16 protein-coding genes are annotated in these 22,950 nt (G+C 58.0%); 5 read left to right on the top strand and 11 right to left on the bottom strand.

Translation table 11 applies throughout. The features are described from left to right. Nucleotides 1–4: 4 nt before the first annotated feature. Nucleotides 5–1,054 (bottom strand): flotillin-like protein FloA, encoded by a 1,050-nt coding sequence (gene floA, locus P8A25_RS00785; RefSeq protein WP_102721569.1) that lies wholly within the window; start codon nt 1,052–1,054, stop codon nt 5–7. Nucleotides 1,055–1,148: 94 nt separating this feature from the next. On the opposite strand from floA, the gene queA reads away from it, so the two are divergent. Continuing rightward, on the top strand, nt 1,149–2,138 hold the full coding sequence (gene queA / locus P8A25_RS00790) for a tRNA preQ1(34) S-adenosylmethionine ribosyltransferase-isomerase QueA (protein WP_102727321.1): 990 nt from the start codon (nt 1,149–1,151) through the stop codon (nt 2,136–2,138). A 49-nt stretch (nt 2,139–2,187) separates the two neighbouring features. Here the strand turns inward: queA and P8A25_RS00795 are convergent, their stop codons facing one another. Continuing rightward, on the bottom strand, nt 2,188–2,865 hold the full coding sequence (locus P8A25_RS00795) for a hypothetical protein (protein ID WP_102729837.1): 678 nt from the start codon (nt 2,863–2,865) through the stop codon (nt 2,188–2,190). Nucleotides 2,866–3,169: 304 nt separating this feature from the next. Further along, on the bottom strand, nt 3,170–7,126 hold the full coding sequence (locus P8A25_RS00800; protein WP_404838729.1) for an autotransporter domain-containing protein: 3,957 nt from the start codon (nt 7,124–7,126) through the stop codon (nt 3,170–3,172). Between the two features lie 261 nt (nt 7,127–7,387). Here P8A25_RS00800 and P8A25_RS00805 point away from each other — a divergent pair, with 261 nt between their 5' ends. Next, nucleotides 7,388–9,130, top strand: a complete 1,743-nt coding sequence (locus P8A25_RS00805; protein WP_022396351.1) for a cation:proton antiporter — start codon at nt 7,388–7,390, stop codon at nt 9,128–9,130. Between the two features lie 12 nt (nt 9,131–9,142). On the opposite strand, the gene P8A25_RS00810 is transcribed toward P8A25_RS00805, so the two are convergent. After that, a complete protein-coding gene (locus tag P8A25_RS00810) occupies nt 9,143–9,877 on the bottom strand; it encodes a bifunctional 2-polyprenyl-6-hydroxyphenol methylase/3-demethylubiquinol 3-O-methyltransferase UbiG (RefSeq protein WP_215442805.1) in 735 nt (244 codons plus the stop codon). Nucleotides 9,878–9,919: 42 nt separating this feature from the next. Further along, on the bottom strand, nt 9,920–11,338 hold the full coding sequence (locus P8A25_RS00815; protein ID WP_022396349.1) for a cation diffusion facilitator family transporter: 1,419 nt from the start codon (nt 11,336–11,338) through the stop codon (nt 9,920–9,922). A 561-nt stretch (nt 11,339–11,899) separates the two neighbouring features. Between P8A25_RS00815 and P8A25_RS00820 the strand changes: the two genes are divergently transcribed. The 3 genes from P8A25_RS00820 to rho all read left to right on the top strand — a co-directional run bounded on the left by P8A25_RS00820 (nt 11,900) and on the right by rho (nt 16,338). Continuing rightward, nucleotides 11,900–13,117 (top strand): hypothetical protein, encoded by a 1,218-nt coding sequence (locus P8A25_RS00820; RefSeq protein WP_215442803.1) that lies wholly within the window; start codon nt 11,900–11,902, stop codon nt 13,115–13,117. A gap of 422 nt (nt 13,118–13,539) precedes the next feature. After that, the gene (locus tag P8A25_RS00825; RefSeq protein WP_022396347.1) at nt 13,540–14,295 is read left to right on the top strand and encodes a YebC/PmpR family DNA-binding transcriptional regulator; all 756 of its coding nucleotides are present in this window, start codon (nt 13,540–13,542) and stop codon (nt 14,293–14,295) included. A 51-nt stretch (nt 14,296–14,346) separates the two neighbouring features. Next, the gene (gene rho / locus P8A25_RS00830) at nt 14,347–16,338 is read left to right on the top strand and encodes a transcription termination factor Rho (RefSeq protein ID WP_022396346.1); all 1,992 of its coding nucleotides are present in this window, start codon (nt 14,347–14,349) and stop codon (nt 16,336–16,338) included. An 80-nt stretch (nt 16,339–16,418) separates the two neighbouring features. Here rho and P8A25_RS00835 read toward each other — a convergent pair whose 3' ends face one another. The 6 genes from P8A25_RS00835 to P8A25_RS00860 form a co-directional block, all read right to left on the bottom strand. Next, nucleotides 16,419–17,102 carry a 7-carboxy-7-deazaguanine synthase QueE gene (locus P8A25_RS00835; RefSeq protein WP_022396345.1) on the bottom strand — a complete coding sequence of 228 codons (684 nt, stop codon included), beginning with the start codon at nt 17,100–17,102 and terminating at the stop codon, nt 16,419–16,421. A 131-nt stretch (nt 17,103–17,233) separates the two neighbouring features. Next, entirely contained in the window at nt 17,234–18,283 is a 1,050-nt protein-coding gene (locus P8A25_RS00840; RefSeq protein ID WP_215442801.1) for a hypothetical protein, read from the bottom strand. Between the two features lie 156 nt (nt 18,284–18,439). Further along, nucleotides 18,440–20,011: a 3-phosphoglycerate dehydrogenase family protein gene (locus P8A25_RS00845; RefSeq protein ID WP_022396343.1), complete on the bottom strand. Its 1,572-nt coding sequence runs from the start codon at nt 20,009–20,011 to the stop codon at nt 18,440–18,442. Nucleotides 20,012–20,030: 19 nt separating this feature from the next. Next, complete coding sequence (locus P8A25_RS00850) at nt 20,031–21,284, bottom strand: DUF1015 domain-containing protein (protein WP_022396342.1); 1,254 nt, start codon at nt 21,282–21,284, stop codon at nt 20,031–20,033. Between the two features lie 24 nt (nt 21,285–21,308). After that, complete coding sequence (locus P8A25_RS00855; RefSeq protein WP_146020055.1) at nt 21,309–21,752, bottom strand: hypothetical protein; 444 nt, start codon at nt 21,750–21,752, stop codon at nt 21,309–21,311. An 82-nt stretch (nt 21,753–21,834) separates the two neighbouring features. Beyond that, the gene (locus tag P8A25_RS00860; RefSeq protein WP_215442798.1) at nt 21,835–22,908 is read right to left on the bottom strand and encodes an alanine--glyoxylate aminotransferase family protein; all 1,074 of its coding nucleotides are present in this window, start codon (nt 22,906–22,908) and stop codon (nt 21,835–21,837) included. Between the last annotated feature and the right edge of the window lie 42 nt (nt 22,909–22,950).

Here is a 22,950-nt window from a genome sequence, read left to right on the forward strand (position 1 = left end):
GAATTTATTTAATGGAAGAGGGGGAAGCATCCGGCTTGGCAATGGAATCCCTCATCTTGGTATCGGCCACTACGTTCTGGTAGCGGGCGTAATCCAGCACTCCCAGGTTGCCGTTGCGGAAGGCTTCCGCCATGGCCATGGGAATCTGGGCTTCCGCTTCCACCACCTTGGCGCGCATTTCCTGCGTTTTGGCGGCCATTTCCTGTTCTGTGGCTACGGCGGCGGCGCGGCGGACTTCCGCCTTGGCCTGGGCAATCTGCTTGTCCGCTTCCGCCTGTTCGGCCTGGAGGCGCGCGCCCACGTTGCCGGCCACGTCCACGTCTGCAATGTCAATGGAAAGCACTTCAAACGCCGTGGCGGCGTCCACGCCCTTGTCGCTCACGGTGCGGGAGATTACCTCCGGCTTTTCCAGAACATCCTTGTAGGAGGGCGCGGAACCTACGGCGGAGACGATGCCTTCCCCGACGCGGGCGACCACCGTTTCTTCCGTGGCGCCGCCTACGAAAAGGTCCAGGTTGGTGCGCACCGTCACGCGGGCACGCACTGCCACGGCAATGCCGTCACGGGCCACCGCCGTCAGGCGCGTCTGGCCGGAGCTGGGGTTCGGGCAGTCGATGACGCGGGGGTTGATGGAGGTTCGCACGGCTTCCAGCACGGTTTTGGACGTGCCTTTCACGGCCAGGTCAATGGCGCAGGCACGGTCATAGCTCAGCGGGATGCCGGCTTTTTCCGCAGCAATCAGGGCGAGGACGCAGTCCACGATGTCGCCGCCGGCCAGGAAGTGGGCTTCCAGTTCATCCGTGCTGATGTCCAGTCCGGCCTTGGCCGCCGTGATGCGGGTGTCCACTACCAGGGGGTAGGGCACTTTGCGGAGCCACATTCCCAGCATGTTGCTCATGGAGACAGGGGCTTTCGCGAGGCGCGCGCGCAGCCATGTCTTGAAGAATTTGGCGATGATGGCGAAGAAGATGACCAGGAAGATGACGAGGACGATCACCAGGATGGTCCCCCAGGCGGTGGCGTTGGAGATGTTTGCTAACAGCAAATTGTTCATGTATCCTTCCATACCATATTAACCGAAGCAGGGTAAAGATATAATTGTGTTACCTATGGTTTAAAGGTATTGACCTTTCGGCGGATTCGTGGCAATGCACTTGGCCGTGCGCACCATTGATTTTGATTATCCGCTGCCGGAAGAGTTGATAGCGGACCGCCCCCTCCCGGACCGCGCCGCCTCCCGGATGATGGTCATCCACCGGGATACCGGCCTGATTGAGCACAGGCATTTTTGCGACCTGCCGGAATATGTGCGGGAAGGGGACCATTTCATCCTGAATGATACCAGGGTGGTTCCCGCAAGGTATTTTTCCAATGACGGCGCCATTGAAGTGGTGCGTGCAGAGGTGCTCAACCCCCTGCTGTGGAAGTGCATGGTGCGCCCCGGGCGCAAGATGAAGCTGGGGCGTACGGTCTCCATCGGTGATGCGGTGGGCACCGTGGAAGGCATTGACGGGGAAGGCTACCGCCTCATCCGGTTTGACCGGGAGGTGGATGAGGAAAAGTACGGCCGCCTGGCGCTTCCCCATTACATGAACCGGGAGAGCGACCCGTCCGACAAGGAGCGCTACCAGACTGTTTACGCCAGGCATGAAGGGGCGATTGCCGCTCCCACGGCCGGGCTGCATTTTACGCCGGAGCTGCTGGCGGCTGTTCCCCATGATTTTCTGACGCTGCACGTGGGCGTGGGAACGTTCCGTCCCGTGAAGGCGGACAGGATTGAAGACCACCAGATGCACACGGAACATTTTTTTCTGCCTGAAGCCACCGCGAGGGCGATTAATGAGGCCGGGAGGGTGATTGCCGTGGGCACCACCAGCGTTCGCGTGCTGGAGCATGTGGCTACCGCGGAAGGACTGCCGTTAAGGGAGTGCTCCGGGTCAACGAACATTTTTATTTATCCACCCTACAAGTACAAGGTGGTGGATGCCCTGATCACGAATTTCCACCTGCCCCAGAGCACGCTGCTCATGCTTGTCAGCGCCTTTGCCGGCAAGGAGCTGGTCATGAAAGCCTACCTGGAAGCCATCCGGGAACGGTACAGGTTTTTCTCCTACGGGGATTGCATGCTGATTCTGTAGGGTTCCGGCGGCCTTTCCTTCCCTCTGGCGGAAGAAGCGCAGGCTGCCTTCAACGCTTGCCGCACGGAAGTTGTTCCGGGCTGCGAGGGGATGAAGACGGAGCGCCGTCCGGGGAAGCGTCCGGGTGCTGCTCTTTTTTAAGCTCCAGCAGGGTTTTTCCGTGGTCCCTGATTTGCTGGAGGGCAGTCAGGAAGTGCAGCGTTTCCCCCAGCAGTATGTTCATGACGTTGGCATAGTGGCAGTCCGTGTTTTTCAGGCACAGCCGGGGAAAATAGGAGGCTTCCAGCTCCGGCGCATTCCATTTGTCCCGAATGATGCGGCTTCTGCGGGATGCCGGAGGCCAGCAGGGATGCTGCCGGTCCCTCAAATAAAGGAGGTAGCAGTCTTTTAACATGTCGAGCTGGGAGGCAACACCGGCACGTGCAGGAGGAGTGATGGACGGCTGGACATCCTTTACTCCTTCAAGCGTCATGTTGATGGTTGTTTCCGCAAGGACGGTCCAGTAAAGAATAGGTTCCGCCACGGAACGGCTCCGCCTGCGGAACCGCAGGTAGAAATGATGGCTGAGTTCCAGGGCCGACAAGGCTTTTACGTAATGCACCAAAACCACCCGGCCATATTGCCGGAAAATGAAGTGTTCCAGCTTTTGCCGGAGGGGAGCGTCTTCCATTCCCGTTTCCTTCCTGAGAAGGGTCCACTGTTCCTCGAATGTTGAATTTTCAGCCATGAATTTGGGAAGAGGTTATTTTTAATAAATATAAATTATGTTACCATGAAATTCAAATAAAATAACAATCATTATCAATGTTTATCAAAATAATCCGGGGAAAAAGAGAGGAATTCCTGCGGATGGGGCGGTAACACGGTAACCGCCTGGCGCAAAGGCGTACGAGAAACACCTGCGTCCGGAAAAACAGCCTGGGAGGTGGTAAGCCCGTGCACGACGGCTTGAGATGTGGATGCCGCGGATAATGAAAACGCCATGCCCGGACATGCAGGCATGGCGCTTGTCAAATCAGGCCTGAGCCGGATCAGAAGTTGTAGCGGTAGCCGAGAGCTCCGCCGATGGAGGTGTCTCCGGAGCGGAGATCCGCATTGCCGTCCACATAAACGGCGCCGTAGTCGGAGCAGGGAATGCTGAGGCCTGCGCCCAGCTGGACGCCGGTGCGGCCGAGCTTGGCTCCCCTGATGGTCTGGACAAGGCCCGGATTGGCCAGGTAGGCCACGTTGGCCTGTGCCTTGTCCTCCCCGAAGTCCTGAGAAACCAGAACGCGGAATTCTCCCGTGATATCACGCCCGGTCAGGTTGGAACCCAGAACGCCTTTCAGGCGCAGACCGGCGGCCACGCTTCCGGTGGTAATATCCATGTCATCCACGCGGAGTCCCGCTCCGCCTGCGCCGGCTTCATTGAAGCCGTCCACGGAGGAGTGCATGACGCTGACATTGGCGACCGGCTGAAGGATGGCCGTCCGGCGTTTATTGAGAGCCAGGTCATAAGTGAGCTCATACATGGCTCCGAAACTCATGCCGGTGGTGCTGAAGCTGGCCTGGTAGCTTCCCAGCTCATGGCGTACGCTGCGGGTAATATCCGCATCCGACCAGCCTCCGGAGAGAATGAGGGAGTGGCCCCATTTCCTGTGGCGGTAGTGGCCGAAGAGGCTCACGTAGTAGGTGTCCAGGTCGCCGGAGGCGGAATCAGCCCCGTCAGAGGAGTAATCCCCATAGTTGGCGGAGAAGGCCGCGCCCAAAGTGAAATTCTCCGAGCAGTTGACGTCCAGCCCGGCGGTGCCTCCCCAGGAGTTAAGGGTGAAACCGTTGCCTTCATTGGAACCGTCCAGGGAATCCCTGCCCCCGTTGGCTTCAATCCAGCCGTTCACCTGGGGAAGGTCTCCCTGAATGTAGTCGGGATTGAGGCCCATGGTTTCCGCGCGGTTGCGGATGAAGGTCATTTCCCTCCGCAGGCCGGACCTTTGCGCGGCCAGGATGCCGGGAATGGCCGTTCCGGCGGAGGCGCTCAAAAGGCGGTTGGCCCTCGCGTAATCTCCGTCGTTCCAGGCGTTGGAAACGGCGCGGTTCAGGGAGCTCAGCTCCGTTCCGTCCTTGATCTCCCCGCAGTTCCAGAGCAGGACGGCCCCGGCGGCGGAATTGGAGGTATCAGCCGTGGCGAGCAGGGCGTTGTCCGCCTTGCGGGTTCCTGTCAGCACGATTTGGCCGTCCCGGTTTTCCGCATGCAGCTCGGAATAATAGGTGCCCAGCGCGCCGTAAGCGTTGATATTGAGGTAGCTGCCCACCATGTTCCCTTCAAAGAGAACCAGTTCCAGCATCCTTTCCGGCGCGGCGACGTTGGATTCAATATTGAGGGTGGTCCCGTTGCGGTCTCCCTGAATGGTCAGCGTGGCTCCGTCTTCCGTGGAAATGAAGGGAGTATTGGTCTGCGCCAGCAGGGGATTAATCACGAGCGTGATGGTGGAACCGTTCATGAACTGGCTTGTTCCGTTAAGGAGAAGCGTGGTATTATGGGCGGCTCCGGCGGAGGCCATGGCGAGCGTAAGCGTCCCGGTGGCATCAACCGTCAGGGAATGGAGCAGAATGGGATTGGCTGAATCACGGATCAGGGCCACTTCCCCTTCCGTAATGTTGAGGTTCAGGGTGTCTGACCCCGCGCCGGTGTAGGTCCATGCCGCTTTCCCCGCCTTGTTGATTGTGCCGTTCCCCTGGAAGGAGCCGGAAAAAACGGAGGATTTTTCCGCATGGAGGGCGAGTTCCCCGTTGTTGAAGATCACGGAGCCTTTCCCCAGCAGGCCGCCCACCATGGAATTGCGTGTGGAGCCCAGGTCCAGCGCGGCGGCAGCGGATTCCGGACCCACGGCGACCGCCGCTCCGTCAAACCTGGCATTTCCGGACAGGGTGAAGGTTCCTTCCTGGACGGCCAGCAGGCCGGAACCGGCAATAGTGATGTCCGTGTCCAGCTTGTTGCCGTTGCGGATGGCCAGCATGGAATCCGCGTTCAGCCGCAGGATGCCGGTGCCGGTGATGGAGGCGTTTTCCGTCAGGACATTGGCCGTTCCGCTCATCTCCAGGGTGGCGTCATTCAGTGTTAGAGCGCCTTCCTGCCCGGAGAAACGGGTGGTGGAGGACGCATGGAAGATGGAAATGCCGCCTCCGTTCAGCATCATGGCTCCGTAGGCGGAGGATTCGGAAGCGAGGATGATGGCTCCGCTGGTGGAATCCAGATGGAACCCCGCGTTTCCGGCGCTTCCCAGCGTCAGGGCGCCGGCTCCTTTCTTGCTGAGCGTGCCCGTGCCCTGGAGAGTTCCGTTCCACGTGAGGGGATTGGCCGTATCCAGGGTGATTTGGCCGCCCTGGGCGGCCAGAACACCGTCTCCCGTAATGGAATGAATGACAATGTTCCGGGTGGCTCCCGCGTTCAGGGTGGAAGCGGCGGAATCCAGGGCCAGCGTAGCTATTTCCATCCGGGCCTGGTTGGTGAAGGCCAGCGTTCCCTGGGTGATGTGCAGGGTACCGTTCCGGGTACCGTCAATGTAGATGGCGTCTCCAATGGTGTTGCTGCCGTCAAAGGCAAGCGACTTTCCTTCCGCCAGGGCGACGGTGCCGGAGCCTACCAGTTTGAGGCCGCTGGAAATGGTATTGTCCGTTCCGGTCAGAGTAAGGGTGGAATGGAGAAGATTAATGGAGCCCCGGGTGCCGGTCAGCTTTCCGACCTCGGCTGTGGCTTCCTCCCTGGCAAGCTGGGACACGCCGAAGGTTCCTCCGTTCATCTTCAGCTCCCCGATGGTGTTGGAAGCGCCGGAAAGCACCAGTCCCCCCTGCTGTACGTCCAGAGCTCCGCTGGTGGAAAAGCCGCCGCCCAGCACCAGGTTTTTAGCCCCCGTCTTGATGAAATTGGCGTCATTGCCGATGACCTCTCCGGCGCAGATGGAGTCCATGGCGGTGTTGGAGAGATTGACGGTCAGCGCTTTCCCCGCAGTGATGGTGACGTTGTATTCCGCTTTGTCTCCTCTGAGGGAGGGCAGGACGATAGTAGCGCCTTCACCCGGATCAATGGTCATGTTCCGGTTGACGAGAACGGAAGTGAAGAAATTCAGGTCAATCTGGTCCGTGATGGAAGCGCCGTCCACGGACGCATAATAGGTGGGGTCATCCTTGAGCACCCAGCCCATCTCCGCAAGGAGGGCTTTTTCCTGGTCGCTGGGGTTTCTCCTCTGGATGCCCTCCCCGATGGAATATTGCATCAGGGCGTTCGGGTCGCTTGCAGCGTCCACGTGGGACATGCTGGAACCGGGAGCGAAAACAAAGGGATTGTAAACAGTGAGGCCTCCGGAACCAATCGTGTAGGAAACGCCGGTTTGGTAATTGAAGCCCGCATCTCCCGGATGGTTGCCCTGGGCATCCGTGATCAGGGAATCCCAGATCGTGTAGTATTCTCCGTATGTTCCTGTATCATTCAGCGAGTTGAAGCCGACGTTATGCCCGATTTCATGCAGAAGGACGCTGATGAAGTCTGTGGCGTTCTGGGGCGTGGTATTGCCTGTGCTGAAACCGTAGACGGGATTGAATTGGAGCCTGAAATCCATTTCCCCTTCCTCCAGCACGACGTCTTCCCCTTCTTTCCAGATGACTTCCGTGGAAGTGGCCGCATTGTAGTTTTCCCCGTCGTATTCGACGTAATTGGAGAAAGAACCTGCCAGGACGCCTTCTTCAAGGGCCCCCCAGGAAATGGTCGCTTCAATCTTCCGGGAAGCGGTGTTGCGGAAGGTATCGTCCCAGATATTGAGGGTGGTGGTGACGGCGGCTATCTGGTCGTCACTCCAGTCACGGGTCCCCATCCAGTCCGCCGGACCGTCCCCGTTGCCGAGGAGCGTGATGTGGAAGTTCTTGGTAGTGATTTCATGGGTGGCTGCCCAGCCCATGGGGGCCAGGGTAGAGAGGCCCGTCAGACAGGATAGGATAGATAGGGTGAGTTTCATCAACACGCTTTATAGGAATCCCGTATGCGTAAAGTCAATTAGAAACGATTGAAAATACAATAAAAACGGAGTTTTTAATAAAAATAAAAATATGATAGAATCCTGCCAGGTCCCGTTTTTCCTGCCGCAGATTTCCCCCGGCAAGAAAAATGCGACTGCATTCCAGTGCGGCGCAATGCGTTCTTGTGAGGGGAAATCAAACGCGATAGCGTAGGAACGACCTGGTGGTCAAAGATACCCTCTTAGACTTGTCACGCGCGTATGGATCACGATTTCAGCCTCATCTTCACTTTTGTCGGCGGATTGACCGCCGCCCTCCTTTTCGGCCTTATTGCCAGAAAACTGCATTTGTCTCCGCTGGTCGGGTACCTGCTGGCCGGGGTAGTGGTAGGGCCGTATTCGCCGGGATTTGTGGCGGATTCCCACACGGTGGAGCAGTTCGCGGAGCTGGGCGTTATTCTGCTGATGTTCGGGGTGGGGCTCCATTTTCATTTGAAGGATTTGATTGCCGTGCAGAGGGTCGCGGTGCCGGGAGCCGTGGTGCAGATATCCGTGGCTACGGTGCTGGGGGTACTGGTGGGCTGGATGTTCGGATGGTCCACGATTTCCGGGCTGGTGTTCGGCATGGCGATCTCCGTGGCGAGCACCGTAGTGCTTACACGAGTCCTGGAAGACAACCAGAACCTCCATACGCCGAGCGGCCATGTGGCCCTGGGGTGGCTGGTGGTGGAGGATCTGTTCACCATTCTGCTGCTGGTGCTCATCCCCGCCGTGATGGAGGCGCGCCAGAGCGGTGCCGGGGACTGGAGCGGCATTCTCTACGAACTGGGCTGGATGTTCGTCAAGCTGTCCCTGCTGGTGGCCCTGACGCTGTTTGCCGGAAAAAAAATCATTCCGCTGGTGCTGCGCTACGTGGCGCGGACGGGAGCGCGGGACCTGTTTACGCTGGCGGTGCTGGTCATTGCTCTGGGCGTAGCGGTGTGCTCCGCGAAATTCTTCGGCGCTTCCATGGTGCTGGGAGCGTTCCTGGCGGGGATGGTTGTGGGGCAGTCGGACTTTTGCGCTCGCGCGGCGGCGGAGGCCATGCTGATGCGGGATGCCTTTGCCGTGCTCTTCTTTGTTTCCGTGGGGATGATGTTTGACCCGATGTCCGTGGGGGACTGCTGGCCGCTGGCCCTGGCGACGCTGGGGGTGGTAATGATCGGCAAGCCGCTGGCGGCCTATGCGGTGGTGCGGTGCCTGCGGCGTCCGCTGCCGCTGGCGCTGAGCGTATCCGTAGCCCTGGCGCAGGTAGGTGAATTCTCCTTCATCCTAGCCGGGATGGGGCTCATGTACAACATTCTGCCGCCGGACGCCAACCAGGCCATCATTCTGGCGGCCGTCGTCTCCATTTCCCTGAATCCCATCCTGTACCGCCAGATTGGCCCTGTGGTCAAGTGGCTGCAAAAGCGCGGCATCGGCCTTACGGACCTGGGCGGAGTGAACAGCCTGGCGCTCCCGTCGCCGGACGCGCGGCGCGTGGTGCTGGTGGGGTTTGGCCCCACGGGGCGCATTCTTAAAAGAATATTGAATGACAACGGGGTGGAAGTCATCATCGTGGAGATGAACATAGACACGGTCACCGCCATACGTGAACAGGGAGGAGACATCGTTTACGGGGATGCCAGCCAGCGTGAAATCCTGCGCCATGCGGGCATTGAATATGCGGAAAGCCTGATTCTCTCCGCCTCCATTCCAGATGCCAAGGAAATCGTGGGGGTGGCTCTGGAGCTCAACCCCCACATTGACGTGATGATCCACACCAAGTACATGAGGGACGTGGACGTGCTTAAGGAAGCCGGCGCCTCCCAGGTCTTCTCCTCGGAATCGGAAGTGGCTCTGTCCATGGCGGAATACTTCCTGCGGGAAGGCGGCGCGGACGACGAACAGATCGTTTCCGAACGCCAGCGCATCCGTGCGGAACTGGACAGGGAAGTGCCCGGAGCTTCCGCCGCGGGGCACTGATGACCGGGGGCGCTACTTCTTGCGGGCGGAGATAATCAGCATCATGGGGCGGCGCAGCTCTTCCTGCATGCCGGGGACGGAATCCAGAAGTTCACGGGACGGCTTCGGTTCCTCCATGGCGGTAACCTCAAATCCGCCGGCGGCCAGAGCGCCGAGATAGGAAGTAAGCGTCCTGTGATACTTGGTCACTTCCTCCCCCAGGAAAACGGCCTGCCGCGGGCCTTCCATGAAATAGCCGTCCACGGGCCAGTGCATGATCTGGCCGGATTCATCGTAATGCCAGTCCTGCGTTCCCTGGGCGGTGAAAACGGGATGCTCCACGGAGAAAATAAAGGCGCCTTCCGGCTTGAGCCAGCGGGAGACATTCCGGCAGACTGCCTGGAAATCCGGCGTGTAATGGAAGGCCAGGGAGCTGAGGACAATGTCGAAGGAAGCCTCGGGAAGCAGGATATCCTCCATGGGCATGCAGCGGTACTCGATAATGCCTTCGTTTCCCATGGATCTGGCTTTGGCGATCATCTTTGCGGAAATGTCCACGCCCAGCACGGAGGCCGCCCCGTGCTCCGCCGCATACCGGCAGTGCCAGCCGAATCCGCATCCCAGGTCCAGAACGTGCCTGTCACGGAAATCCGGCAGCAGCCGTTCCAGTGTTTTCCATTCTCCGGCCCCTTCCAGCCCCTTTACGGAACGGTCCATTTGGCTGTACTTCCGGAAAAAGGCGTTATCGTCGTACTTGTTTTGTTTCATGATGGGGAGGAAATGAACGTTGCGTGGAAATAAAATGCTGTTTTATTTGGCCGGTTTCAGAATGACGGTAACGCGGCCCAGGTGGTGCAGGGCATTTTCTATCTGGTCTTCCAGTTGGGAGGCGATCTGGTGGCATTCCCGGATGGTCAGGGATGCATCCGCGGAGCATACGCAAGTCAGGGTGGGGAAATTGTCCTCCCGTGCCAGGTCCAGCTTGAGAACCTTGCAGATATTCCTGTGCTGCTGGAGGATAAGGTTCACCTTCAGGCGGACTTCCTCCGGCGGAACGTGCTCCGGAATGGCGTTCGCCTTCATATCGCGGCAGTCCGGCTCAATGCGGCAGATCACCTTCTCCGGCTTGAGCGCATGCTGGACGGAATCCCGGAACGCCTTCACCACATGGTAGCCGCGCTCCAGAGGCCAGTCCGCGGGAATCTCCACATCCATGAAATAACAGGGAGCATGTTTGCCGCTGCCTGCATAAAATCCGTGGATGCGGACATGGTGGCGCAGGGCCAGCCGGTGGACGACCGTGTCCGGCTCCATGTTGGAAAAATTCTCACGGGCCGGTTCGATATGGACGATCACGTCCGCTTCCGGCAGCTCGTACTTGACAATGCCTTCGATGGACTCCGCCACATCATGGGCGTCGTCCACGTGCAACTCCGCGGGCGCTTCCACGTCCAGCTCCACAAAAATGCGGGCGCCGCCGTCGCGCAGACGGATGCGCTTGACCGGGTAATCCGGGGCGTTCTTCTTCATGGCGGTTAGAACCTGCTGCGTCAGGGCGGAAGAACCGCCGTCCATCAGGGCGTGAATGGAACGTTTGGCAAGGCCGAAGGCCACGGAACAAACCAGGGCCGCCACAAACAGGGCTGCGATGGCGTCCGCCTTCTCCAGCAGGCCGTGCCAGACGGAATCTGCGGGAACCAGGTGCGCCAGCCATACGCAGAAAAGGCCCAGCAGCACGACGGCGGAAGACCAGATATCCGTGGTAAAATGAAGGGCGTCCGCTTCCAGCGCCTGGCTCTTGTGCTTCTTGGCCACCCGGCGGAGCATGGCGGAGCGGTTCACGTCCACCAGCAGGGAAACGGCCACCACGGCGAAGGCCCACCAGGTGAGGGTGATCTCCGCCTCATTGTAAAACAGCCGGTCCACAGCCTCCCATACAATCCATGCGCAGGTAATCAGGAGCAGGGCAGTTTCCGCAAGCGCGGAAAGATTCTCCACCTTCTCATGCCCGTAGGGGTGGCTCTCGTCGGCAGGACGGGCGGCCACCTTCACGGCGTAAAAAGTCATGGCCGCAGCCATCAGGTCCAGGCCGCTGTGCAGGGCCTCGGAAATGATGCCCAAGCTGCCCGTCACGATACCGGCCCAGAGCTTGATGCCCGTCAAAAAGGCGGACCACAGGACGGAGGAAAAGGCCGCATGTGATTTTTCTTGGTGCGCTGCTTGTTCCATAAGACAGAGAAAAGGAAGAGGAGCATATCTAAGCCCGCCTCCCTTTCTTAGTCAATGATAACACAGACGGCGTTGAACTTCGGTCCCGTTCCATGACGGAATAGAGGTTTTCCCGGGAAAATGCGGGACAGAATATCGCGGATACTTTTAATTTTTATTATTAAATTGAATATTTTTTGAATGGATTTCTAATCAAGCCGGAACATGCCGGGCGTGTGGCGGAAATCCTTTTTTCCCGTGTAAAAATGATTACGGAGGTTCTTTCAACAAGTGGAAATGCCATCCTGTCCTCCCTCTGATGGACTGTGTCAGGAAAAGGCGGAGAAGGGGCCGGCAAAAGTGGTTATGCTCCACGTCCGGATGGTCGTGACATTTTCCGAAAATGGTTCTAAAAGATCAAATAAAGAGGGTTCGGTTTATTGAAATAATTGATATATCCTTCACATCATATTAGGATACATCATTCAGGGTAATGATATGGATCATGTTATGAGGTGTTCTTTATACATTTTTTTAATAGCAGTTTCAGGCGGGATAACTTTTTCGGAAGGGGCGAGGCGAATGATTGACCCGGTTGGGCATCCTGTGATGGATTTATGGGAGCCCCTCAACCCCGGCTATTCCGACCGGAAGTATCCTCCCGTCAATGGAAGATGGATTGAACAAAAGTTGATCGAATTCAATGATCATCAATATCTGCAATGGAAACTGATTCTTAATTGTGAAGAATGGATCGACGCGCCCCGCGGAACAAACCGGAAGCAGGGAGGGGTTTTGAATCTCCTGTCCGGATTCTACCCCAAAAAGGATTATGATGAAACGAACGACCGGGAATGGACGGACATTCAGGAATATGCGTTGTGCATTTACACCTATTTCACCGCGGATGGGAAAATCTGTGACCTTGACGATCAGGGCTATCACATGCGTGTGGTGGAAGAGAATAGGGGACGCAGGTGCGTCACTTTTTATGGTGTACGGGGAGAAGATGCCCTTTGTGCAAATGGTTATCACCGGGGAGAGGTTATTTGCCAGGAAGGGGCAGGGATTCTCAATGGTCCTTTCATTTTCAGGGAATCCTTTTTTGGAAAAGGAGATGATTCAAGAAGTGTCGTAAGCCAGGAGCCTGTGGATGTGGAACGTCCGGCTATTTTTCCGAAGGGACGAATGATCTGTTACCATCAGTACAAGGCAACGCCTGCCGTGGAGGGGGGCGTTGCCTGCCTGGAAGTTCATCAAGGATGGGAAGCGGAATTGACGGCTTCCACAAGAAAAACCTTTTATTTAAAAGAAAGATTTGGTGATTGGAACGATATCGATCAATTGCGGTTACTTCTTCCTGAAGATTTGCTTCAAGCAAAGTATTATCTGGACCCTTATGATGTAGCTGAAGCGGAATATACGGACAAGTTTGGCCGGTTGACTCGTGGCCTCCAGGGGTGGGCCCGGCGTTGCGTAGACCATTATGAACCGGAAAGTGATTTGGGAGGAGGCCGCGCCGTGAAGGAAATCCGCTATTACGACGAAAACGGAGAGTTAAGTTCCGATCATTTAATGAAGTGTGCTATTATCCGTTTTTCCTATCCGGAACATGGATTCCAGCAAATCAGCTATTTTGATGAGCATGGCAGGGAATTGAAGCATTTTCAAAAAGCAAGGGAAGGGCCTTTGGAAAAGGAAGAGCCATATAGTTACTATTCCATGTTAAACGAAGATGTTACCTGCTATGAGCCCGACAACCGGGATGAAGGGGAAATAATAGAGCGTGAGGCGGACTAGCGGAGAGAGGATAAAGCGGCCGTCCATCTTTTCCTGGAGATGCTCGCGCTTTCATCAAATTAAATAAGACGGGCAGTCTTTCCGTAGAATGATTACTCCAGACTGTGGGAGGAATTGTTTATCCGGTTCCCTGGGGTTTGCTTCCATGCTTCCGTGACCTAAAAAAGTATTGCCAATGCTGGGGAATACGTTATTTTGCATGTGTTGAGAGTGACTGCCAAGCGGTAGCCGGAGCCCCTTAAGGGTGTGCGGCGTGTTCCCCGGCAGAGTATCCGGTCCCTGTAACCTATTTACGGATGGCCGCACCCTGATTCCCTTCCTGCGTGGTATTTGCGAAAGACAATGTGTTCGCCCGGGTTGAAGAACAGTTCCACTTGTTAGTTTGTCTCTTTTCACATACACTTACTATTATTCCCAATTCTATGTCAGGACATAATAAATGGTCTAAGATCAAGTACGTTAAGGCTAAGGAAGATGCCAAGAAGGGCAAGGTGTTTGCCCGCTTTGCCCATGAAATCATGCTGGCCGCCAAGAGCGGCGGCGGAGATCCTGATCTGAACCCTCGCCTGAGGGCCGCCATTGACGGGGCCAAGGCCGTGTCCACCCCCAAGGAGAATATTGAACGCGCCATCAAGAAAGGCACCGGGGAACTGGGCGGCGCCACCATCCAGGAGATTACTTATGAAGGCTACGGCCCGGCGGGCACGGCTTTCCTGATTGAAGTGGCGACGGATAACACGAACCGTTCCGCTTCCGAGCTGCGCACTCTGTTTACCAAGAACGGGGGCAGCATCGGCACTCCCGGTTCCGTGGCCTACCAGTTTGAACGCAAGGGAGAAGCCCGCATCATGGCGGAAGGCCTTACGGAGGATTCCGCGATGGACCTGGCGCTGGAATGCGGCGCGGACGATGTGGAGCAGGGTGATTCCGACAATGAATGGGTGTTTGTTACGGACCCGACGGAATTGAACAATGTGTGCGCCGCCCTGCGCGAGGCCGGGCATACGGTGATTTCCATGAAGCTGATTTCCGTGGCGCAGAACGTTTCCGTGATTAACGATCTGGAGACGGCGAAGGCCGCCCTGCGCTTGTATGAAGCGCTGGACGATTACGATGACGCGCTGAACGTCTTCTCCAATTTCGACGTGGCGGAAGAAATCCTCGAACAGCTTGACTAACGCCGTTGTCTTTCAGGAGACGCCTGTTGTTGCAGTCCAATTTTCTTTTCCATGTCTGATACCCCCCCAGATTTGACTCCGGAACAGGTTTCTCCGGAGCCATCGCCCAAAAAACGTATTGTCCGCAGAGCCAAGTCTGCGGCGGAAGCTCCGGCAGAGTCCCACGCCGCTGCGGAAGTTTCCGGGACGGAACAGGGTTCTTCCCCGGCCCCCCGCAAGCGGACGGCAAGGAAGAAGGTTCCGGAATTGGCGGGTGAAGGGATGGAGAGCACGGATGCGCCGCAGAAGAAGAGCGCCCGCAAAAGCAGCGCTGAAATTCCGGCGGCGGAAGGGACGGAGGAAGCTCCTGCCAAGCCCCGGCGCGGACGTCCCCGCAAGAAGCCCGTGGAGGAAGTTCCGGAAACTGCCGGTTCCCCTGATGTTCCCGTAACGGAAGCTCCCGTCAAGCCGGTGCGCAGGCGTTCCGCCAAGACCATTGTGCCTGAAGACGATGCCGCAGAGGGCGCCAAAACGGACGCTGCCGTTTCCATGGCGCCTGCCGAACCGGCCGCCAGTCCTGCGGATTCTGCTCCGGAACAGTCCGAAGGAGGCAGGCCGAAGGTGATCCGCCAGAGGTTTGTGAGAAAACCGCGGGTACAGGAGACAGGGCCGGATGCGGATTCTGCCGCTCCGTCCATCAAGGTGGTACAGGAAGGCGCGACGGATTTCTCCGGAGATGCCGCGCGAGAATCCCATCGGACGAATGAACCGCAAAGGCAGCGTTTTGAGAGACAGAACCGCCGCAATAACAACGACCGTTTCAATAAGAACCGGAATAACCGGCAGGACGGCCGCAATGGCAGGAACGGCAATGACCGGGTTAAAAACCGCTGGAACAATAATCACCAGGAGGGGAATGCTCCCCAGAATAATGCTCCCCGTGAGCTGGCGCCCCCGGAACCGGTGGACGGCCTGCTGGAAATCACGAATAAGGGATTCGGCTTTTTAAGGAAGCCGGATAATGATTTTGACGCTTTTGCGGAAGCCGTGTACGTTCCGCAGGACATGATCCGCAAGTTCGGCCTGCGTCCCGCCGTTTGGGTGCATGGACAAGCCTGCCGCCATGACCGCGGCATTCTTCTGACGGAGATATCCGCCGTCAACGGAGATGCTCCGGAGAAGGCCCGCAAGAGCCCGCATTTTGAAGAGCTCAAGGCGGTCAATCCGAATAAGCGCATTTCCTTTGAAACCCGTCCGGAGCGCTATACCACGCGCACGCTGGACCTGATTGCGCCGATCGGGCGCGGCCAGCGCGGCCTGATCGTTTCTCCGCCCCGCGCGGGGAAGACGACGCTGCTGCAGCACATGGCGGAAGCCATTCTGGAGAATTACAAGGATTCCATCCACCTGATGGTGCTGCTGGTGGACGAACGCCCGGAAGAAGTGACGGAGTTCAAGCGTTCCCTTCCCGGAGCCGAGGTATACGCTTCTTCCAATGACGGCAGGGTGCGTGACCACTGCCGCATGGCGGAGCTTTGCATTGAGCGCGCCAAGCGGCTTGTGGAAGCCGGCCAGCATGTCTTCCTGCTGATGGATTCCATCACGCGCCTTGCCCGTGCCTATAATAACGCGGACAAGGGGAGCGGCCGCACCATGTCCGGCGGCATTGATGCCCGTGCGCTGGAAATGCCCCGCCGTCTTTTTGCCGCCGCCCGCAATACGCGCCAGGCCGGTTCCCTGACCATCATCGCCACTGCACTCGTGGAAACCAACAGCCGTATGGATGACCTGATTTTCCAGGAGTTCAAGGGTACGGGCAACATGGAGCTTGTCCTGAACCGCCGCATTGCGGAGCAGTATATCTTCCCGGCCGTGGATATCCTGAAATCGGGAACGCGCCGGGAAGAACTCATCATGCCGGAAGCGTGGCTGTACAAAATGAACCTGATCCGCCGCGCGCTGGCGGGGCACAAGCCTGTAGAGGCCATGGAACGCTTCCTGTTTTTCCTGAACAAGTACCCAAGCAACGCCCAGATGCTACTGGACCTGAAGCAGAAGGCATAAGCTGCCGGAATGATGGGGCGAAGAGCTCCACGCAGGATGCCTGCCAGGGAATATTTTCCTTTGACTATACAAGGGCGTTTTCAAACGCCCTTTTTGCTGTCCCAAATGGCGATGTGCAGGCGGTCTGAAAAGCGGAGGCCATAACGGAGGCACCATTCCACCGTCTGCGCGCGCATGGCGTCCAGCTCTGCCCGTGTGGAGGCCAGTGGCATGAGCAGGATGCGTTCTGCGGGAATGTCTGCCCCAGAAGCCTGCCGCAGGGCGGTTTTTACATCTTCCTCGCACGCCACTACGAATTTGAACCACGCTTTTTCCGTGGAAGCCAGACGGCGCAGGACGTCCGGTTTCCATGTTCTGGCGGTTTCATTGCCGGAGTGGGGGAGTTTGGGAGACACGTTGAATTGCGTGATGCGTTCCAGCAGTTCCGCATCCGGCATAATGGTGCCGTTGGTTTCCAGCTCCACGGCATGGTCCGGCAGCAGGCGCAGCAGGGCGGGAAGGGCTTTTTGCTGAATGAGCGGTTCTCCCCCGGTCAGTACCAGGCGGCGGCATGGATAACGGAGCGCCAGTTCCGCCGCCTTTTCAGGCGTGAGCCGCACTCCGGGAACTGTCCCGTTCCAGGAGTACGCCGTGTCACACCAGGAACAGGCCAGGTTGCAGCCTGCCAGGCGCAGAAAGACGCAGGGAGTCCCCTGGGAGACGCCTTCCCCCTGGATGGAATGGAAAATTTCCGGTTGTCCGTGAAGCTGGGCCAGTGTGAGCATGATCAGGCAGGCCTGAGACTACCATATCCCTGCCGCCCGTCAACGCCTCCCTGCGGAGGGCTCCGGAAGAGCGGCAAACGGGACGCAGGAGCTTTTCTTCATTCCGTGCCCTCAAGTTTTCAGGAACACGCTCAGCCGTTGCTGCGGCGGAAGGCCCCCACCGTGAACAGGAGGAGGATGAATCCCACAACGGAGGCAGCGCCCGTGAACAGCTTCTGGAAGGAGGCATGGTCCTTTTCCTCCTTCTCCAGCTTTTTTACTTCTTCTCTGGAAGACTTGCGCATTTCAGCTCGGGCCTCGTCATAGGTCCGGGACGCCTGTTCCTCTTCTTTCCGGGCTTGTTCCAGAGCGTTCCGGACGGCTTTGGACTGCTCCCTGTATCCGGCTGTAGCCAGCAAATCGTCATCTCCCGGGTCCGGGGCGGCGGTTTCTTCCCGGTCATCGTCGGTTAAGGCCTTGTTTTTCTGTTCGGTGAGTTTTTCCTCCGCTTTCTGCATCAGTAGCTGCTGCTTGCCGGTTTTTTCTTCCAGGGCTTCCAGGGCGGCGTCCAGAGCCTGCATTTTTTTCTTTGTGGCGGAGGTTTTCAGGCGAATGAAGGCTATTTGCGATTGAAGTTCCGAGATGTTCTCCTTCTGGGGAGCGGCTCCTGAAAATTTCTTTTTGGCTTTGGCATCCTCCCGGTTCTTGGCCAGTTCCCGTTCGGCCTGCCCCAGTTCCGCCTGAATACTTCTCTGCTTGTCGGCCAACTTCGCAAGCAGGGTTTTCATTCCCTCCCTCTTTTGAAGCAGTTCTTCCCTGGCGGACTTGGAGTTTTCCCTCTGCCTGCTCATGCGGCGGCGCAACTGGTCAATCCTCTGGTCGTGTTCCTTCACTTCCTCCTGCTGGTCCGCCATGCTTTTTTGGTAGGCGGCAACCTGGGCTTCCTGCTGCTGCTGTCTTTTCTGCTCAAGATAGGTTTCCTGGAATTTTTCCATGGCCTCTTCCGCCGTCCGGGTGGCGTCCTGGGCTTCATCCAGTTTCTTCCGGGTCTGGCCGACGGTTTTCTCCAATACTACGGCCTCCTGTTCCATGGCTGTTTTCCGGGCGGCCAGTTCCTTTCCTTCCGGGGAGATATGGTGTTGATAGTACCAGACGGAGAATCCGGCGGTTAAAATGGTCAGGAGAAGCAGTACATAGCGCATGAGAGTGTTCCAACGATTCGGGTAAAAGTACAAAAAGGAGTGTGCCTTGTCAACATGGCAGAAATAAAGGCAACCCGCCTCCCTCCGGAAATGGAGGGAAAGCGGGCTGCCTGGAAGGCGGGTTCCGGCAGAGTCCGGAAATGAGTCTAATTCCTGTTAAAGATTCAGGGAGAAGGCGGAGATGGCATCTATCTCTTCCGCAATCTTGTTCAGCAGTTCATCGGAAACGGGTTTGTTGGTCTTGAGGACGGCCAGGGCTTCCCGCGTGGCGTGATCGGCCGGAGCGGCGATGTTGTCAATGTTGATGCCGTTGGAGTACAGGGCGGAACCGATGGTGGCGATGATGCCGGGACGGTCCTTGTAATGCAGGAACAGCGTTGTGCCGCGCAGGTCCGCATACAGCCCGTTGAAGTTGTTCAGGCGGGAGACCATGGGAATGCCTTCCGTCACCACGCCGCGCACGCTGGTGTTGAAATATTCCCCCTCATCTTCCATCACTACGTCCAGCGTGATGGAATCTTCATAGGGCTTGTCGTCCTTGGGCTCCCGCGCCTTGAAGACGATGCCGTGCTCCCGCAGGGATTCTTCCGCGGCGGCGGGCATGAGGCCCTTTTCCGCGTGCGGCAGCAGCCCTTCCAGAATGGGGGCAGTGAACCATTTGCGGAAGACGCGCAAGTTGCCGTAGAAGGTGCATTCCACCCGGCGGATAGGCTTGTTGCCTCCGGCTTTGCGGGCCAGGGCAGCGAGCAGGAAAGCCAGTTGGAGATGGGCCGGATTGAGACCGTTGGGGGATTCCCCGTTCACCACGCAGGAGGTGTCTCCGTCAGAGAAATAGGCCACCATCTGTTCCGCGGCGCGCTTGGCCGCCTTCGTGTTGGCTTCCCGGGTGTTGGCGCCCAGGTGGGGAAGGATGAGGTCCGCCACGGCGGCGGAAGGTTTTTCTCCGGGCGCGTCCTTGGGGTGGACGTCCGTCAGGTAGCCGATGTTTTTGCCCGCGGCCTTGGCGGCGGCCAGCGCTTCTTCATCCACCACGCCGTAGCGGGAGCAATTGATGAGCACCGCGCCGTCCTTCATGCTGTCGATAAGTTCCGCGTTCACCATGTGGTGGGTGGAGGGACCGCCCGGAACGTGCAGGGTGATGATGTCGCACTGGGAGAAGATGTCTTCAATGCTGGTGGGGGTGACGCCGATGTTCAGGGCGCGCTGGCGGGCCAGAAAGTGGTCGTAGCCCAGCAGGGTGGGTTCAAATCCCTGGAGGCGCTTGACGAGGTTGCGGCCGATGTTGCCCAGGCCGATGATGCCCACGGTTTTTTTGGTCAGCTCGCTGCCCATGTATTTTTTCTTTTCCCACAGGCCTTCCCGGGTGGTGGCGTCCGCCTGGACGATGTGGCGGTAATACGCCAGAATCATGGCCATGACTTCCTCCGCCACGGCGTTGGAGTTGGCGCCGGGGGTGTTCATGACGTCCACATTCTTCTTGCGGGCGTACACGATGTCAATGTTGTCGTAGCCGGCTCCGGCGCGGATGACCAGCTTCAGGGAGGGGAGGGCGTCCATGATTGCCGGAGTGACTTTTTCACTGCGGACGATCAGGGCCACGGTGTCCGGATGGGCGGCGGCCTGTTCTTCCAGAGGCGTGTCGGCGTCCTGGACGACTTCATAGCCGGCCGTTTTAAGCGTATTGGCCGCTACGTCGGAGAGTTTGGTGGGAATAAGAACCTTGTTCATGTTGGTATGGTGGAAAATGTCATTGTTCAATGGTATGGACAAAAAGTCCGCTGCGCAGCTTGGGCTCAAACCACGTGGACTTGGGGGGCATGATTTCCCCGGCATCCGCCACGCGGAAGAGGTCGTCCATGGTGACGGGGTACAGGGAGAAGGCCAGCGCCATTTCTCCGGAGCAGCGGCGTTCCAGTTCTCCCAGGCCGCGGATGCCGCCTACGAAGTCGATGCGGTCGCTTGTGCGCGGATCGTCAATGCCCAGGATGGGGGCCAGCACATTCGCCTGGAGAATGGCGCAGTCCAGGCTTTCGATGGGATGGTCCGCCGGGAAGGTTCCCGGTTTGGCGGTGAGGGAATACCACCGGCCGTCCAGATACATGCCGAATTCGTGCTTGGCGCGGGGGGCGTAGCCTTCTCCGGGAACGGCGTCCGCAGGCGCCACGTCAAAGGAGGCGCGGAGCTTTTCCAGGAATTCTTCCCTGGCCAGGCCGTTCAGGTCGCGCACGACGCGATTGTAGTCCATGATGAAGAGGTCTTCATCACAGAAGACGACGGCCATCAGGTAATTGAATTCCTCCTGTCCCGTGTAGTCCGGGTGCTCCTTGCGCCGCCTGGCGGAAACGGCGGCGCTGGACGCCGTACGGTGATGGCCGTCCGCTATGTAAAGAGCATCCACTTCTTCAAAGCCTTTGCGGATGGCTTCCACCGTGCCGGGATCGGAGACGGGCCACAGGATGTGGGTAACGCCGTCGTCCGTGGTGAAATCGTACTCCGGTTTGTGGAATTTGATCCATTCCCGGATGATGCCGGAAAGGCCCTCGTGCTTGCGGTAGGCCAGGAATACCGGTTCCGTCTGGGCGGAACAGGCGTCAAAGTGCTCAATGCGGTCCAGCTCTTTTTCCCTGCGGGTCAGTTCATGCTTTTTGATGACGCCGCTGGCGTATTCATCCACGGAGGCGCAGCCGACGATGCCCGTCTGCACGCGGCCCCACATGATCTGGCGGTAAATGTAGAAGGAAGGTTTTTCATCCCGGACGAGGTAGCCCTTGCGGACGAATGCTTCCAGGTTTTCCCGCGCCTTGGCATAGGTTTCCGGGGCGTGGATGGAGGTTTCGCTCGTGTCGATGTCGGAGCGGCAGATGTGGAGGAAGGAGGCGTCGTTTCCGGCGGCCATTTCCCTGGCCTCCCGGTGGTTCATGACGTCATAGGGGAGGGAGGAAACCCGCGCGGCCAGTTCCCGGGGCGGACGGAGGGCGGGGAAGGGATGGAGTGTGGACATGGAAAAATGAGAGAGTACAGAAGGTTAATGACGGAGGGAGCAATGATATAGCGCACGGATGCCGGAGACAAGCCCCGCCAAAATACATGCCGCAATGAACAGCAGCAGGTACCGCATGGGCGCTCCTGCCGCTTTGAGAAAATCCAGGGGCTTGAACAGGAGAAGCCGGACAAACTCTCCGCCTCCCGGAATGCTGTTCAACAGCAGGAGCATCCCGATGAGCAGCAGGAACAGGCTTGCCGCGGCGGCCATGCTCCATGTGCAGGAGCGTGCCATTTCCCCCGCCTGTTCCCGGTCCAGGCGTTTTTTCACCAGGATCAGGTAGTACGGAACAAGCATTAGAAAGAAGGCTCCGGACCAGGGGCGCATGGCTTCATTCAAGGCTCCGGCGATGATGAGGGCCGTCAGGACGCAGGCGGAGGCGATGATGAACAGAGCCTGGAGCGCCGTGTGAAGAACCTTGTTCATGGCGGCTGTTCCGTTCATTCTCCGGAGGAGGCGTTCTTCCCTCTTTCCCGGGCGGGGCCGGAAAAGAGGGAAGGGAAAACGCTTACTTGAGTTTCAGGATGTCCACGATGTTGGACGTGATGGAGCGCATGTCGTCCATCGTCAGCTCACCCATGTGGGCGATGCGGAAGGTCTTGTTCTTCAAATCCCCGTAACCGTTGCCGAGCTGCATGCCGCGTTCGATCAGCACGTTGTTCAGGGCGGCGATGTCAATGTCCCTCGTGTTGCTGATGACCGTCAGGGTGCGGGAAAGATGGTCCCGGTTGGCGAAGACGCTGAAATATTCATCCGCCCAGGAGCGCACGAATTCCGCCATGGCTTCATGGCGCGCAAAGCGGTTTTCCACGCCTTCCTGCATGATGCGCTGGAGCTGGAGGTCCATGGCGTACATGATGGAGACGCAGGGGGTGTTCGTGTACTGGTAGTCCTTTTTCTGGATAGTGTCGTAAATGGAGCGCAGGTCAAAGTAGCAACCGCGGTTGGGGACGGAGGCGGTGCGTTCATAAGCCTTTTGGGACAGCGTGCAGACAGCCATGCCGGGGGGGAGCGCCAGCGCCTTCTGGGTGGAGGTCACCAGCACGTCCACGCCCAGCCTGTCCGTTTCAATCCGGGAGCCGGCGGCGGAACTTACCGCGTCCATGCACCATACGACGTCCGGGTATTTTTTGAGTACTTCCGCAATTTCCTCCACCGGGTTCTGGACGCCGGTGGACGTTTCATTATGGGTGATGCAGATAGTGTCGTACTTGCCGGTGGAGAGGGCGCCGTCCACCATTTCCGGGGTGGTGGGCTGGCCGAGTTCGCTCTTGAAAATGTCGGAGGGAACGCCGTTGCCCGTGGCAATCTTGTACCATTTGTCGCCGAAGGCGCCCACGGAAAAAATGGCGGCTCGCTTGGCGGTGCAGGAACGCACGGCGCCTTCCATCAAGCCCGTACCGGAGGAAGTGGAGAGCAGGATTTCCTGTTCCGTCAGCAGAATGCGGCGCAGATTGTTGGAAATGCGGCGCTGCAGGGCGGAAGCCGCCTTGGATCGGTGCCCCATCATCGGGCCGCTCATGGCGGCAAGTACTTCAGGTGCTACTTCAGTGGGTCCGGGAATGAATAATTTGGTTGCCATTTGTTTTAAAAACTGGGTACGTGTACTATAGCGTCTCCAAAC

Origin of the sequence: Akkermansia sp. BCRC 18949 (assembly GCF_045011645.1) — a bacterium.
Classification (GTDB): Bacteria; Verrucomicrobiota; Verrucomicrobiia; order Verrucomicrobiales; family Akkermansiaceae; genus Akkermansia; species Akkermansia massiliensis.

Excerpts from the sequence above, each read along its gene's own strand:
- P8A25_RS00795 (WP_102729837.1), bottom strand. The coding sequence starts at position 2,865 with ATGGCTGAAAATTCAACATTCGAGGAACAGTGGACCCTTCTCAGGAAG.
- P8A25_RS00820 (WP_215442803.1), top strand. The coding sequence starts at position 11,900 with ATGATTGACCCGGTTGGGCATCCTGTGATGGATTTATGGGAGCCCCTC.
- P8A25_RS00845 (WP_022396343.1), bottom strand. The coding sequence starts at position 20,011 with ATGAACAAGGTTCTTATTCCCACCAAACTCTCCGACGTAGCGGCCAAT.
- P8A25_RS00850 (WP_022396342.1), bottom strand. The coding sequence starts at position 21,284 with ATGTCCACACTCCATCCCTTCCCCGCCCTCCGTCCGCCCCGGGAACTG.
- P8A25_RS00860 (WP_215442798.1), bottom strand. The coding sequence starts at position 22,908 with ATGGCAACCAAATTATTCATTCCCGGACCCACTGAAGTAGCACCTGAA.
- P8A25_RS00825 (WP_022396347.1), top strand. The coding sequence starts at position 13,540 with ATGTCAGGACATAATAAATGGTCTAAGATCAAGTACGTTAAGGCTAAG.
- P8A25_RS00840 (WP_215442801.1), bottom strand. The coding sequence starts at position 18,283 with ATGCGCTATGTACTGCTTCTCCTGACCATTTTAACCGCCGGATTCTCC.
- P8A25_RS00835 (WP_022396345.1), bottom strand. The coding sequence starts at position 17,102 with ATGCTCACACTGGCCCAGCTTCACGGACAACCGGAAATTTTCCATTCC.
- rho (WP_022396346.1), top strand. The coding sequence starts at position 14,347 with ATGTCTGATACCCCCCCAGATTTGACTCCGGAACAGGTTTCTCCGGAG.
- P8A25_RS00810 (WP_215442805.1), bottom strand. The coding sequence starts at position 9,877 with ATGAAACAAAACAAGTACGACGATAACGCCTTTTTCCGGAAGTACAGC.
- floA (WP_102721569.1), bottom strand. The coding sequence starts at position 1,054 with ATGAACAATTTGCTGTTAGCAAACATCTCCAACGCCACCGCCTGGGGG.
- P8A25_RS00805 (WP_022396351.1), top strand. The coding sequence starts at position 7,388 with ATGGATCACGATTTCAGCCTCATCTTCACTTTTGTCGGCGGATTGACC.
- P8A25_RS00855 (WP_146020055.1), bottom strand. The coding sequence starts at position 21,752 with ATGAACAAGGTTCTTCACACGGCGCTCCAGGCTCTGTTCATCATCGCC.
- P8A25_RS00800 (WP_404838729.1), bottom strand. The coding sequence starts at position 7,126 with ATGAAACTCACCCTATCTATCCTATCCTGTCTGACGGGCCTCTCTACC.
- P8A25_RS00815 (WP_022396349.1), bottom strand. The coding sequence starts at position 11,338 with ATGGAACAAGCAGCGCACCAAGAAAAATCACATGCGGCCTTTTCCTCC.
- queA (WP_102727321.1), top strand. The coding sequence starts at position 1,149 with ATGCACTTGGCCGTGCGCACCATTGATTTTGATTATCCGCTGCCGGAA.